We start from the raw sequence: 14126 nt of genomic DNA on the forward strand, positions 1-14126 counted from the left end.
TACATAACAATATGTGGAAAATCTATGTGAAACAACCCATTGATAAGTTGGTTTATCTACAGAGATTGTTCGTGTCCCTTTTTTGGGAAGCCCCATTTACTCCTCCTCATTGCAAGGGATCGAGCTATAAAGCCTTGAGAACAAGCTAAAAAACTATTGTTTCTTTGGCAAACCTGAATTTAGAGTGTACTTGTTAAAATTGCAAAAGGACTGAGAAATAAATCCCAGTCCCGATAAAAAAGCGGGCTAACCGCTAATTATCTGGTTAACCCGTGCAGCTTTGGGAACGCGCAGAGAAATTGCTATTGCAATACCAATTTGACATTGGCGTTTTGCAGACCGCGCTGTTTTACTTCAGCCAAGGTCTTGTTAACAGCGTATTTTTGGTTGATGGAGTTGATCAACTCGGTTTGGTTGTGCTTCTTAGCAACACCCCACAGGTCAGCGATTAGGTCAAAAGAACCATCGCTGTTGCGAGACCAACCTAGATCGTATTCGCCTTCCAAAACAGCCACGATGTCAGAACGAACGCGCTGACCGTTATAACCACGTACATCAGCTTCAGTCTTAACGCTGATACCTAGGTCGCGCAGGGAAGCCTTGAGGATTTCAGCATCGGTGATTTTGGTACGCAGAGTGCTAAAGTGAGACATTTGGGTTTCCTCCAATGAGAAGATTGAGAAAAACGACAACGGTTATCTTCGGCGAAGCCGCGCTTACCATGATGCGGCTTTTTTCGTAACTGCTAGCATTAAGAGCTAGCCTTTCCCCTTGGGTTAGCAAAGGAAAGCTTTTAAAACTCCATTCGCTGATATTCAGCAACGGAGGATGCTGCGGGTCGTGCGCGCTGTCTAGCCCAATCTCTGAGGGCTGTTACCTGTTCTTGCATGGTACGAGACAGCGGCAAAGTCGCCTTAAGCGCAGCAATAATATCTAATTGTGTGAACTCGCGATCTTGGGCAAATGCTTCGTACATTGCCGCAACGAGGGCTTGTTCAATTTCTGCCCCAGAAAAGCCGTCGGACATCTTAGCTAACTGCTCTAAGTCAAAACGAGCGATGTCTTCACGACGCTTGGTTAGGTGGATTTTGTAAATATCCTGCCGTTCTTCAGGAGTGGGCAGATCCACAAAGAAAATTTCATCAAAGCGTCCTTTCCTCAAGAATTCTCCAGGCAAGCGTTCAACTCGGTTGGCAGTTGCCATCACGAACACCGGAGATTTCTTTTCTTGCATCCATGTCAGGAAAGAACCAAAGATTCTACTTGAAGTTCCTCCATCGGAATCGGATGAACCTGTGCTACCCGCAAAAGATTTATCCAACTCGTCAATAAACAGAATCGCTGGAGAAATTGATTCTGCTGTTTTCAAAGCGTTACGCAGATTGGCTTCACTTCGACCCACCATCGAGCCGTCGTAAACTCGTCCCATATCCAAGCGCAACAGTGGTAAACCCCACAACCGGGATGTGGTTTTGGCGATTAACGATTTACCGCAACCTGGAACTCCTAGAATTAACATTCCCTTTGGTTGAGGTAGACCATACTCTCTAGCCCTTTCTGTAAAAGCATTGGAGCGTTGCTTGAGCCATTTTTTCAGCTCTTCTAAACCACCTACAGCATCAATGGTTTCATCTTCTTCGATGTATTCTAAGATACCATTACGCCTAATTAGCTGCTTTTTCTCGGATAAAACTATATCTACTTCTTCTTCCGTTAAACGCCCTGTTGTTACCTGCGCCTTACGATACACTTTCTCAGCTTCATCTTTAGTTAAGCCTAAAGCTGCTCGAAGAAGTTTTTCTCGCGCCTCTGTGGTCAAACGCCGCCCGCGATTTTGCTCTATGTGGTGAGTCAAAACTTTGTTTAACTCAGACATATCTGGCAATTTGAAGTCGAGTACAACAACTTCCTTTTCCAATTCTATAGGTACTTGCTGCATCGGTGACATCAAAACGATGTTCTTTTGCATACCCTTGAAACTGGCGATCGCATCGCGCAATGACCTTGCGGTAGCAGGAGCATCAATAAATGGATGTAAATCTTTAAGAATAAATATACCGGGTTCTCTCTGCCGAATGATCCACTCAATAGCTGCCTCTGGAGAAACAGTATTGTGTTGAGTTACATTCCGCGGCTGACCATACTCGACGATGCCGTGAGTTACTGTCCAAACAAATATACGGCGTTGGGGCTTTAACATTTGAGCAATTGTGGAAATTGCTTGCTCTGCCCGCTCTTCCTCGGAGGTCACAAGGTAGATTAGAGGGTATTGAGCTTGAATTAAAATATTGAGCTCTTCTTTCATACAATCGACCTACTTGAGACCTTATACAGTACAGACATCGTTTTGTTGGTAACGACAACCGAAGTTATGAACCACTCATCCATAATTCCTATCTAGCAAGGAACCAACTCTTCCTCACCCTTAGGATGGGTTTCATCTTTTTCCATTTCATTTATGGAAAGATGCTCTTGACCGATTACTCCGGGTTGATTACCTAAAGTAACTAGTTCCCCATCGCGCAAAACCAGAGAACTTTCACAACTTGGACAGGAATAAACTCGATGAGTTCGTCCAAAGGAAGCAGCTTCCACCTCTTCTACTATTTCTGAATTAGCCAGGTAGAAGACAAGAGCGCGTTCAGCCAGATCCGACATTGGTTCAGAATCAACTGCCGAACGAATCTTCAGCTTCCTGTGCAGTTCTGGCGACAAATACAAAGTAACCTTTTGCTTAGCTTGCATATAACTCTTTGACGGCCTTACCCGGGTATGTATATTACGTTATCGGCTGCCTTTCTACTTGTCAAGACAGCAAAACGTTTTGACGGCTTTATTGTTACATAATTTTACAAAGCCGACTTTTGGTTTAGTGATGCGATCGCTAAACTGAGTTATTTATAAAACGACTACTCGATTCGATCCATTGGGAATTAAATCGCAGTAAAGTGTCTCTAAACTGCTCATAGAATTAACTTTGCCAACAAATGCAGTTACATCCGCAATAGTGAAAACATGTGGTTTGGTGCAAATTATTTATACTATTGCTCAAAGCATTGGCGGAGCGCTCGTCCTGTTAATGATTCTGTCAGGATGTTCTGCACTTGGTTTTAACTCTTCCAATGTCACATGGAATACTTATAGTAATGCTCGTTATGGTTTTGAGTTTCCATATCCCAGCAACTGGACTGTTTTAAATACACCAGAAAACAATGATGGGATTGCCTTTGTGTCGCCCGAAAACGACTCTGTGCAAATACGAGGATGGGCGGTAAATGAGTTACCAAAGTCTCTAACCGAAGAACAGCACAGCGAAAAAGCAGTAAATCCCAACTTTCAAACAGTTCAAGGAATATCTGGGGTGATGTTTGTAGAAGTCGGTCAGCAAGTAAGTTCTATGACACTGACATTAACTCAGGCTCAAGTCCAATATTGTTGGCAAGGTCGAAGCCAGAGCAAAGACTTTCCAGATTATTACCGTTTGTTTTACTACATTGCCCAGCAATATCGCATTTCTAGAACAGGAGGATAAGGCAGATGAACAAGAAAATACTACTTCTTTGTTCTTCTATCTTCTTAACCACTCTTCTTTCTTTTGATGGTTGAGAGAGTACACAAACCTGATAGATTTAGCTATCAGCGAGTAAAAACTGGTAAAGATGAAAGTCCTTGTTATTGGTGGGGATGGGTATTGCGGTTGGGCAACTGCACTTTACCTTTCCAATCGAGGTTATGAAGTTGGCATTCTAGATAGTTTAGTACGGCGGCACTGGGACAATGAACTGGGTATCGAAACTCTGACTCCGATCGCACCAATTCAGCAACGGCTCCAGCGCTGGCAAGATTTAACAGGTAAATCTATCGATCTGTTTGTCGGCGACATTACTAACTACGAATTTCTCAAAAAGACCTTAGACCGATTTCAGCCAAACGCTATAGTGCATTTTGGCGAACAGCGTTCGGCTCCATTTTCCATGATTGACCGCGAACATGCAGTTCTTACGCAGGTGAACAACGTAGTTGGCACGCTGAACTTGCTGTATGCGATGCGGGAAGATTTTCCAGATTGCCATTTGGTGAAACTGGGAACAATGGGTGAATACGGTACGCCCAATATTGACATCGAAGAAGGGTACATCACAATCGAACACAATGGGCGCAAAGATACCCTGCCTTATCCCAAGCAGCCCGGTTCAATGTATCACTTAAGTAAAGTCCACGATAGCCACAATATCCACTTTGCTTGCCGGATTTGGGGATTGCGGGCTACAGACTTAAACCAAGGTGTAGTGTACGGTGTCTTAACCGAAGAAACGGGAATGGACGAACTGTTAATTAACCGCCTTGATTACGATGGCATATTTGGCACAGCGCTAAACCGTTTCTGCATTCAAGCAGCGATCGCACATCCTTTAACCGTCTACGGTAAAGGTGGGCAAACTCGCGGATTCTTAGATATTCGAGATACAGTGCGATGTGTAGAAATAGCGATCGCCAACCCAGCCGAATCAGGTGAATTCCGAGTATTTAACCAATTTACCGAACAATTTAGCGTTGGTGACTTGGCATTGATGGTGAAAAAAGCCGGGAACGCGATGGGATTGAATGTAGAAATTAATAACCTAGATAATCCCAGAGTCGAAAAAGAAGAACATTACTTCAACGCTAAAAACACTAAACTTCTAGACTTAGGCTTACAGCCGCACTATCTTTCAGATTCTCTACTCGATTCTCTGTTAAACTTTGCCATCAAGTATCAGAAACGAGTTGATAAAAAGCAAATTCTACCCAAAGTCTCTTGGCATAGAAGTTAGGGTAATACCAATTTTCCTAAACAAGGCTACAGATTCCAGCATAGGGAAAGCTAGATTAAATCTGGCTTTCTGAAATTACAAATCACGAATTGGTATAAACTCTGCGTGCAGCTGGTAACAGAACCCTATTTAACTCAAGTAAATCGCTGGCCTAAAACTGGTCGCCATATTTTAGCACAATATGACGACCAGTTAATTATTGTTTATCAAGCGTATCGTCCAATTATTGGTAACTTCGCCGCAAAACACGGTTATTTTGGTGGCGAGTTCAGTTTCGACCGTATGAGTTGGATCAAAACTAACTTCTTGTGGATGATGTACCGTTCTGGATGGGGTACAGAACCCGGACAAGAGGTGGTGTTGGCTATTTGGATTAAACGTTTGGCTTTTGATGAAATTTTAGCTAAAGCCGTTCATTCTAGCTATGTTCCAGAACTTTATCCCGATAAAAGTGTATGGCAAAGAGAACTGAAGCAGTCACAAGTCCGCCTGCAATGGGACCCAGACCATCACCCATCTGGAGCAAAATTAGAACGACGCGCTATTCAGTTGGGCTTACGCGGTCAAATTCTAGGTGCTTATGCCAGAGATTGGATTGTTAACATTGAGGACATTTCAGACTTTGTACAAAAGCAGCGGCAAAACATTAATTCTGACTGTGCGGAATTGATTACGCCACAGGAGACGGTTTACTCTGGGTTTGATAGCGAAACGCAAACAAAGCTGCAATTATCTGCCTGTACTGAATAGTTTTTTATGAGAATAGCCTTATTCACCGAAACCTTTTTGCCCAAGGTTGACGGCATTGTGACACGCCTACGCCATACCGTTGACCATCTACAGCGTCATGGAAACCAAGTGTTAGTGATTGCCCCTGATGGTGGGATCGCAGAACACAAAGGAGCTAAAGTTTATGGTGTGTCTGGCTTTCCGCTGCCATTGTATCCAGAGTTAAAAATGGCGCTACCTCGCCCCAGTATTGGTTATGCTCTAGAAGAATTTCAGCCAGATATTATTCATGTCGTGAACCCAGCAGTTTTAGGATTGTCTGGGATTTTTTATAGCAAGGTTCTGAAGATTCCTTTAGTAGCGTCTTACCATACGCATTTGCCTCAGTATCTCCAGCATTACGGCTTAGGGATGTTGGAGGGGGTTCTTTGGGAATTACTCAAAGGTGCACATAATCAAGCAGCATTGAATCTTTGCACCTCCACAGCGATGATGGAGGAATTGACGGCACACGGCATTGAACGAGTGCATGTATGGCAAAGGGGGGTGGATACAGAATTATTTCATCCTGACTTAGCTAGTATTGAAATGCGATCGCGTCTTTCCCAAAATCATCCAGAAAGCCCCTTACTGCTCTACGTTGGTCGTCTTTCCGCTGAAAAAGAAATTGAGCGCATCAAACCAATTTTAGAAGCAATTCCGCAAGCAAGATTGGCATTGGTGGGCGATGGCCCGCACCGCCAAGCCTTAGAAAAACATTTTGCCGACACAAACACCCATTTTGTCGGCTATCTGATTGGACAAGAGTTAGGTTCTGCCTTTGCTAGTGCTGACGCTTTTATCTTTCCTTCTCGGACAGAAACACTAGGCTTAGTATTGCTAGAAGCAATGGCAGCCGGTTGTCCGGTAGTAGCAGCTCGTTCTGGCGGGATTCCTGATATTGTGACAGAAGGTGTCAACGGATATCTTTTTGAGCCAAAAGCAGATATTCAAGATGCGATCGCTGCTACTGTCCGCCTCCTACAGCAGAAACAAGAACGAGAAATTATTCGTCAAAATGCCCGTAGGGAAGCAGAAAGTTGGGGATGGGCAGCTGCCACAAGTCAACTTCAAGATTACTATCAAAAAGTAATGTTTTCAGAACAATTGGTAAAAGCAGTTTAAATAGGATTTTGATTTTTGGTAGTCTGTCAAGCCTAAACAAACGGTGTTAGAAACCCGGTTTCTTTATGAAATCGGGTTTTTCAGACTCATCAAATTGATTTTCACGAGTTTCTATAGCGGTTCTTACTTACTTGTAAATCCAGTCGGATAATTTTTTCTTAATCCACCTCCGTGGACTACTCTGCGGGAAGCCGCAAAGCGTCTACGTTTGTGTAGTAGCGAATTATATTCGCCCAAAACTTTTAAAACATCCTCTAACTCAAAATTACCTTTTATAAGCATATTTTTAATTAGATTTCAATTACGAATTACAAATTACGAATTATTAATTAATATGACTCTTCCCAATCCTGGTAGCGTCTTGGCTACATTAACTGAACTTACTCAAGTTCATCGTACTCAAGCTTTGTTACGTCGTGTCAAAGACCTTTCTGTTAACGAATTTGTTTGTTTACTTGACTTCATCACTGCTGAATTCCAACAATTTTTGAGAGCGATTGAGTTAATTAATAATGAAACTCTAGAAACAATGTTGGAGCAAGTTCTAGAAGCAATTACACTCAAAATCGGACAAATTCTTCAAGCTGAAAACACAGCAATTTTTTTAGTAGATTATGACAAAGGTCAGCTCTGGTCAAAAGTTCCCCAAGATAATACACAAAAATTTTTAGAAATTCGTATTCCTATCACTGTTGGTATTCCCGGTCATGTTGCTAGTACAACTCAACATTTAAATATATCTGAAACTTCTATCCACCCGCTTTTCAGTCCAGAACTAGAAAAGCAAATGGGCTACAAAATTCGTAACCTTTTATGTATGCCTATTGTGAGTAGTAAAAACCAAACTGTAGCAGTAGTACAACTAGCAAATAAAGCTGGAGATATTCCATTTAATTATGATGATGAAGAACGCTTTCGTGACTTTGCCGCTTCTATTGGAATTATTCTAGAAAGCTGTCAATCTTTTTATGTAGCAGCTCGCAATCAACGAGGTGTAGCAGCTCTTTTGCGCGCAACTCAGACACTAGGGCAAAGTTTAGATTTAGAAGCAACTTTGCAAATAGTTATGGAGCAAGCCCGAATTTTAATGCAAGCAGACCGTAGTACGCTATTTTTGTATCGTAAAGAAATGGGCGAACTTTGGACAAAAGTAGCAGCTGTAGATGGTAAAAATATGATGGAAATCAGAATGCCAGCTAACCGTGGTATTGCTGGCTATGTAGCTTCTACAGGTGAAGCGCTGAATGTTCCTGATGCTTATAAAGACCCACGTTTTGACCCAACTACAGATAGAAGAACTGGCTATTTAACTCGTAATATATTATGTTTGCCCGTATTTAATTCGGCAAATGAATTAATTGGCGTAACACAGTTAATTAATAAACATCAAGGGAGTTTTACAACCTCTGATGAAGAGTTTATGCGAGCTTTTAATATTCAAGCAGGTATTGCTTTAGAAAATGCTCGTCTGTTTGAAAATGTGCTGATAGAAAAACAGTATCAAAAAGATATTTTACAAAGTCTGTCCGATGCAGTTATCTCTACAGATATGGTAGGAAGGATTGTCACAATTAATGATGCAGCATTAGCTTTATTAGGTTGTTCAGCGGTTGAAGTTTACATCAAAAGTAACAAGATAATATGGGAACAAAATTTAATAGGTCGTTTCGTTTGGGAAGTTATACCAATTGAAAATTTACAAATGCGTTTGGAGGATAGTTTAAAAACTGGGGCAAAGCATTATGTCCCAGAGCAAAATTTGCTGGTGGGACTTTATCAAGTCAAGAGTGAGGAGTTAAAAGTTAGAAGTGAAGAATTATCTTCCTCATCTCCCCTACTCAGCAATCAGCACTTAATTCTGGCGGTGCGATCGCGCACAGATCCAGATATTTTTATTCCCTGGAATCTATCTCTTACTCCCCAGTCAGAATTTCTCACCTCTAGTCGGGTGCAAAAATTAGAACGCAGTATCAATCTAACTGTTAATCCTCTTACGAACCCAGAAGGTGGAGTGCGGGGCGGTTTAGTAGTTTTAGAAGACATCAGCCAGGAAAAGCGGATGAAAAATACCATGTACCGTTACCTAACTCCCCATGTTGCCGAGCAGGTTATGGTACTGGGTGAGGATGCCTTATTGGTGGGCGAACGTAAGGAAGTTACTATTTTATTTTCTGATATTCGAGGTTACACCACACTTACGGAAAATCTCGGTGCTGCTGAGGTGGTATCACTGCTAAACCAATATTTTGAAACAATGGTGGAGGCAGTTTTTAACTACGAAGGTACGCTAGATAAGTTTATCGGTGATGCCTTAATGGCAGTGTTTGGTGCGCCCCTACCACTGACAGAAAATCATGCTTGGAGGGCGGTGCAGTCAGCGTTAGATATGCGCCAACGTTTGGCAGAATTTAATCAACGTCGCATCGTGCAAGCGCAACCCCAAATCCATATAGGTATTGGAATTAGTTCTGGGGAAGTGGTTTCAGGCAATATTGGTTCCCACAAGCGTATGGATTATACCGTCATTGGGGATAGTGTCAATTTAAGTTCCCGTTTGGAAGGAGTTACTAAGGAATACGGCTGCGATATTATTTTGAGCGAGTTTACTTACCAGCTATGCAGCGATTTAATTTGGGTACGTCAGTTAGATAAAATTCGGGTAAAAGGTAAACATCAAGCAGTGAATATCTATGAATTAATTGGCGATCGCACTACTCCCCTAGATGCAAGCACGCAAGAGTTTTTATCCCATTACCATGCTGGACGTACTGCTTATTTATCCCGCAATTTCTCACAAGCGATCGCTTGTTTTGCAGCTGCTAAACGCATTCGACCTACAGACCAAGCTGTTAACATTCACCTAGAACGCGCTTATAATCACCAACAAATACCACCTCCAGACTCCTGGGATGGTGGTTGGACACTAATAGCTAAATAGTCTCTAGAGAAGTAGAAAATTTTCTTGTGAAGTTTTATCCTTGAGTCTTTCTCAAATTTCAGCGTCGCCATCACTTGCTTGAAAGGGATTTTCACCAATTTTTAGTTCTTTTTTCGTGTGTTTTAACTGTTTCCACAGACCCTTTATTTGTTCGTAAGCTTCATCTGGTGATATTTTCCCACCTGTTTCTAAGTTACAAACGTAACTCACTCGCTGGGCAAATTCCTGGAGATTTGCATTGAATACCAAGTTCTCTGGCTTTACTTGACCGTAGTAACGACCACGAGGATAGAGAAAATCATCTTTGTTTACCATTTTTTCCCCACTTATTTAATCCCTTACCTTTTTATCTCTGAAGCTGAACCACTAGCTAGCCTTATCTCTCTCCTCGCAAACAGAAACGTTTCTTTACATTCATTAAAAACGCAATCGTTTTCCTCAAACGCTTTTGTTAGACTAGCAGAGATATAAATTTTTGATATCCTCTTCAATATTGTTTGTCCAGAAATCAATTTATTCTGAACTTTGAGACCAGAGGATAAATTGAGAAATGCTTTTATAGTAAGCCTGACAAATAATATGTTTGTAAAACTGAAAAGACCCAAAATTTGGCTTTCCTTGCGATTTTCAGTATATTTAATAATTTATGAAATTTAGATTGTAATTAAATTTACTTAGTCCAAAACTGCCAAAATTTTAGTACTTAAATATACTTATCAAACTAATATTGCAGTTTATTAAGTAAAAATTTTTACATTAAATCGTCAAAAACTACATTGCTAACACCCTAGCACATGTGAAAAGTAATTGTCTTCTGTCATCAGTGAGAGCTTGATTGTGATTTTTTTGTCACTTTAGTTACTGCGATCTGATGGCTGATTAGCTTCTAATGGCCAATCTTGAATAACTAAAGATAAAATGGTTAAGCCCGAAAGACAAAAGCTGTCCATCGCTTAAAACTTAACTTCCCACCATGTCTGTTCATTCTAAGTTATACGAAGGCAAAGCAAAAATTCTTTATACCACAGACGATCCGGAAGTCTTGCTAGCTGATTTTAAAGATGATGCCACTGCCTTCAACGCCCAAAAGCGCGGTACTATTCTCGGCAAGGGACAAATTAATTGTAGCATTTCCAGCCAGCTATTTAAACAATTGGAATTAAATGGTATAAAAACTCACTATATTGACAGCCCGTCCCCAAATCAAATGCGGGTCAAGTCAGTCAAGATTTTGCCGTTAGAAGTAGTTGTGAGAAATATTGCTGCTGGTAGTCTGTGTCAGCAGACAGGATTAGCAGTAGGTACAATTTTGCAACCGCCTTTGGTAGAGTTCTATTACAAAAATGACCCATTAGGCGATCCGCTATTAACACGCGATCGCCTGCTGTTGTTGGAACTAGCCACTGCGGAACAAGTAGATGCAATTACCAATCTTGCATTGCAAATCAACAAATTTCTCATTAGTTTTTGGTGGCAGTGTGGCATTACCTTAGTAGACTTCAAACTAGAATTTGGTTTGGACTCACAACAGCAGTTGCTTTTAGCAGATGAAATAAGCCCCGACACTTGCCGTTTGTGGAACACAGCAGAAGCAGACCCAAACCGCCGGGTAATGGATAAAGACCGCTTCCGCCGAGATTTAGGAAATGTAGAAGATGCTTACCAGGAGGTTTTACAAAGAGTACTACAAGCAGTAGAAAGTCAAAATTAAGTGGGCAAAATAAATTAAACTCGTGTGAATCGTCAGTTGTCAGTTGTCAGTTGTCATTTGCTACTGAGCCTACTCTACCCTTCTCCTAACGGAGACGCTACGCGAACGGGAAGACTTCGTCGAACGAGAACAGCTTTGCCGAACGGGTGACGCTCCTTCGTATGCTCATAAAGGAAACCTTTAAAACCGAACTGTCTAACCACTGACTACTGACCACTGACTAATTACTAGTTTGTGATGGTGTGTGGATGTGAAGAGGAATGTAAATAAAATGCGTTTATCTCCCGTATTGATGGCGGCTGTAGCAATTACAGCGCCTTTAGGTGGTTCGCTGAGTGCAAATGCACAAACCGCCGACAGTCTAAAACAAACAGCAGTTTTCACAGCCGCGACAAATCAGCAGCTAGAAAAGAATACCAGTCAAAATTTAGCTAACGAGATTGACAAATCTCCTTCTCAATCAACAGAGGTTAAAACCCTTGAGGATACTCAGTTCAAAGTATTGGGAGTTATCCCTGGTAAGTCAGCAACAACAGCCAAAATACTGCCCACTTTAACAATTCCTACAACTGCACAAAATCCGGGGACAATCCTAAATCCTCCAACTTCCACTCCCGAAACTTTGCCCTCACCTACTGAGCAAAAAACGCCTGGGACAACAACCCCGAACACTCCAGTTCAACAACAACCTAACTCCACTCCGCAAATTTCACCCCCAGCAACCGGACAACCAACGCCTGGAACAACAACCCCAAACGCTCCAGTTCAACAACAGCCTAACTCCACTCCCCAGATTTCACCCCCAGCAACCGGACAACCAACGCCTGGAACAACACCTGGAACTTTTCCCAGTCAGGAATCTCCAAATGCTACCCCAGAAGCGGAAGAACCCCGCGTACTGGTGTCGGAAGTATTAGTTAGACCTCAGACAGGACAACTACCAACGGAACTGGAGAACCAAGTTTACCAAGTAATTCGCACTCAACCAGGACGGACAACAACCCGTTCCCAGCTGCAAGAAGACATTAATGCCATATTTGGTACTGGTTTCTTCTCCAACGTCCAGGCAGTGCCAGAAGATACTCCTTTAGGAGTGCGAGTCAGCTTTATTGTCCAACCCAACCCCGTGCTGACAAAAGTGGAAGTGCAAGCAAATCCTGGCACTGGTGTTGCTTCCGTACTTCCTGCTACAACCACAGATGAAGTCTTCCGCAACCAGTATGGTAAAATCCTCAACTTGCGTGACTTACAGGAAGGTATTAAGCAGTTAACTAAGCGCTATCAAGACCAAGGTTACGTACTGGCAAACGTGATTGGAGCGCCGCAAGTCTCTCCAAATGGAGTTGTTACCTTGCAAGTAGCAGAAGGGGTAGTAGAAAACATCAAAGTCCGGTTCCGCAATAAAGAAGGCCAGGAAACAGACGAAAAGGGACGACCAATTCGGGGTCGGACACAAGAGTATATTATTAAACGAGAATTAGAGTTAAAGCCAGGACAAGTATTCAACCGCAACACAGTCCAAAAAGACCTACAGCGAGTGTATGGACTGGGATTATTTGAAGATGTAAATGTCTCCCTCGATCCTGGTACTGACCCTAGTAAGGTGGATGTGGTCGTAAATGTGGCTGAACGCAGCAGTGGTTCCATCGCCGCCGGTGCTGGTATTAGTTCTGCCAGCGGACTGTTTGGTACTGTTAGCTACCAGCAGCAAAACCTCAATGGTAGAAACCAAAAACTAGGAGCAGAGTTACAAGTAGGACAGCGGGAACTACTATTTGATTTGCGATTTACCGACCCTTGGATTGCAGGCGATCGCTACCGAACTTCTTACACAACTAATGTTTTCCGTCGCAGTTCCATTTCGTTGATTTTTGACGGTCAAGACGAGGATATTAGAACTTATCGAGTCGGACAGACAGATGAAGGCGATCGCCCCCGCGTTCTGCGTCTAGGTGGCGGTGTCACTTTTACTCGTCCTCTTTCCGGCAATCCCTACGAAAGATCCGAATGGACAGCTTCAGCAGGTTTGCAATATCAAAGAGTTTCCACCCGCGATGCCGATGGCAACATCAGAAAACAGGGAGCGATTCTTGATGATAACGGAAATATTGTTAGGGGACAACCAATCGACCTCAGCTTTTCTGGGGAAGGCGAAGACGATTTACTGCTATTGCAATTGGGGGCACAACGCGATCGCCGCAACAATCCTTTGCAACCCACCAACGGTTCTTATCTCCGCTTCGGTGTCGATCAGTCAGTACCCATAGGAACAGGTAACATTTTGCTTACCAGATTGCGAGGTAGTTACAGTCAATATTTCCCTGTCAACTTTATTCGACTCGGCAAAGGGCCACAAACCCTGGCATTTAACTTGCAAGGAGGAACTATCCTTGGTGACTTGCCTCCCTACGAAGCCTTTACCCTCGGTGGTAGCAACTCCGTTCGGGGTTATGAAGAAGGTGCATTAAGTAGCGGACGCAGTTATGTACAAGCATCTGTCGAGTATCGCTTCCCAGTTTTCTCAGTCGTCAGTGGCGCACTATTCTTTGATGTGGGCAGCGACCTAGGAACCAGTACTGAAGCAGCCCGATTGTTAGAAAAAAATGGTACAGGCTACGGCTATGGTCTAGGGGTGCGCGTACAGTCACCATTAGGCCCTATTCGCATTGACTATGGTATCAACGATGACGGTGATAGCCGCATTAACTTTGGTATTGGTGAAAGGTTTTAACATTGTCAGTTGTCAGTAATTATTTATGTGTAATGTGAA

The 14126-nt window shown here is 42.6% G+C and carries 11 protein-coding genes; 7 read left to right on the forward strand and 4 right to left on the reverse strand.

Features of this window, described 5'->3' with window-relative positions; all coding sequences use genetic code 11:
* Positions 1 to 302 precede the first annotated feature (302 nt).
* From I8752_RS03695 to I8752_RS03705, 3 genes are all read right to left on the reverse strand, one after another.
* A complete protein-coding gene (locus tag I8752_RS03695; RefSeq protein ID WP_015136553.1) occupies positions 303 to 653 on the reverse strand; it encodes a DUF1257 domain-containing protein in 351 nt (116 codons plus the stop codon).
* Positions 654 to 793: 140 nt separating this feature from the next.
* Positions 794 to 2305: a stress-responsive protein Ycf46 gene (gene ycf46 / locus I8752_RS03700; RefSeq protein WP_214430981.1), complete on the reverse strand. Its 1512-nt coding sequence runs from the start codon at positions 2303 to 2305 to the stop codon at positions 794 to 796.
* Between the two features lie 92 nt (positions 2306 to 2397).
* Complete coding sequence (locus I8752_RS03705; protein ID WP_214430982.1) at positions 2398 to 2745, reverse strand: hypothetical protein; 348 nt, start codon at positions 2743 to 2745, stop codon at positions 2398 to 2400.
* Positions 2746 to 3007: 262 nt separating this feature from the next.
* On the opposite strand from I8752_RS03705, the gene I8752_RS03710 reads away from it, so the two are divergent.
* The 5 genes from I8752_RS03710 (at position 3008) to I8752_RS03730 (ending at position 9645) form a co-directional block, all read left to right on the forward strand.
* Positions 3008 to 3532, forward strand: coding sequence for a hypothetical protein (locus tag I8752_RS03710; RefSeq protein ID WP_318780809.1), 525 nt, complete (start codon positions 3008 to 3010; stop codon positions 3530 to 3532).
* A 127-nt stretch (positions 3533 to 3659) separates the two neighbouring features.
* Positions 3660 to 4814: an NAD-dependent epimerase/dehydratase family protein gene (locus tag I8752_RS03715; RefSeq protein ID WP_214430984.1), complete on the forward strand. Its 1155-nt coding sequence runs from the start codon at positions 3660 to 3662 to the stop codon at positions 4812 to 4814.
* Between the two features lie 105 nt (positions 4815 to 4919).
* The gene (locus I8752_RS03720) at positions 4920 to 5564 is read left to right on the forward strand and encodes a DUF4291 domain-containing protein (RefSeq protein ID WP_214430985.1); all 645 of its coding nucleotides are present in this window, start codon (positions 4920 to 4922) and stop codon (positions 5562 to 5564) included.
* 6 nt (positions 5565 to 5570) lie between these two features.
* On the forward strand, positions 5571 to 6707 hold the full coding sequence (locus I8752_RS03725; RefSeq protein ID WP_214430986.1) for a glycosyltransferase family 4 protein: 1137 nt from the start codon (positions 5571 to 5573) through the stop codon (positions 6705 to 6707).
* Between the two features lie 334 nt (positions 6708 to 7041).
* Complete coding sequence (locus tag I8752_RS03730) at positions 7042 to 9645, forward strand: GAF domain-containing protein (protein ID WP_214430987.1); 2604 nt, start codon at positions 7042 to 7044, stop codon at positions 9643 to 9645.
* Positions 9646 to 9696: 51 nt separating this feature from the next.
* Here I8752_RS03730 and I8752_RS03735 read toward each other — a convergent pair whose 3' ends face one another.
* The gene (locus I8752_RS03735) at positions 9697 to 9960 is read right to left on the reverse strand and encodes a DUF7219 family protein (RefSeq protein ID WP_214430988.1); all 264 of its coding nucleotides are present in this window, start codon (positions 9958 to 9960) and stop codon (positions 9697 to 9699) included.
* A gap of 658 nt (positions 9961 to 10618) precedes the next feature.
* Here I8752_RS03735 and purC point away from each other — a divergent pair.
* Together purC and I8752_RS03745 are read left to right on the forward strand one after the other, a co-directional pair.
* Positions 10619 to 11356, forward strand: a complete 738-nt coding sequence (purC, locus tag I8752_RS03740) for a phosphoribosylaminoimidazolesuccinocarboxamide synthase (RefSeq protein WP_214430989.1) — start codon at positions 10619 to 10621, stop codon at positions 11354 to 11356.
* A gap of 271 nt (positions 11357 to 11627) precedes the next feature.
* On the forward strand, positions 11628 to 14087 hold the full coding sequence (locus tag I8752_RS03745) for a BamA/TamA family outer membrane protein (protein ID WP_214430990.1): 2460 nt from the start codon (positions 11628 to 11630) through the stop codon (positions 14085 to 14087).
* Positions 14088 to 14126 lie beyond the last annotated feature (39 nt).

This window comes from Dendronalium phyllosphericum CENA369 (assembly GCF_016056275.1).
Classification (GTDB): Bacteria; Cyanobacteriota; Cyanobacteriia; order Cyanobacteriales; family Nostocaceae; genus Dendronalium; species Dendronalium phyllosphericum.

Excerpts from the sequence above, each read along its gene's own strand:
- I8752_RS03695 (WP_015136553.1), bottom strand. The coding sequence starts at position 653 with ATGTCTCACTTTAGCACTCTGCGTACCAAAATCACCGATGCTGAAATC.
- ycf46 (WP_214430981.1), bottom strand. The coding sequence starts at position 2,305 with ATGAAAGAAGAGCTCAATATTTTAATTCAAGCTCAATACCCTCTAATC.
- I8752_RS03705 (WP_214430982.1), bottom strand. The coding sequence starts at position 2,745 with ATGCAAGCTAAGCAAAAGGTTACTTTGTATTTGTCGCCAGAACTGCAC.
- I8752_RS03715 (WP_214430984.1), top strand. The coding sequence starts at position 3,660 with ATGAAAGTCCTTGTTATTGGTGGGGATGGGTATTGCGGTTGGGCAACT.
- I8752_RS03725 (WP_214430986.1), top strand. The coding sequence starts at position 5,571 with ATGAGAATAGCCTTATTCACCGAAACCTTTTTGCCCAAGGTTGACGGC.
- I8752_RS03730 (WP_214430987.1), top strand. The coding sequence starts at position 7,042 with ATGACTCTTCCCAATCCTGGTAGCGTCTTGGCTACATTAACTGAACTT.
- I8752_RS03735 (WP_214430988.1), bottom strand. The coding sequence starts at position 9,960 with ATGGTAAACAAAGATGATTTTCTCTATCCTCGTGGTCGTTACTACGGT.
- purC (WP_214430989.1), top strand. The coding sequence starts at position 10,619 with ATGTCTGTTCATTCTAAGTTATACGAAGGCAAAGCAAAAATTCTTTAT.
- I8752_RS03745 (WP_214430990.1), top strand. The coding sequence starts at position 11,628 with ATGCGTTTATCTCCCGTATTGATGGCGGCTGTAGCAATTACAGCGCCT.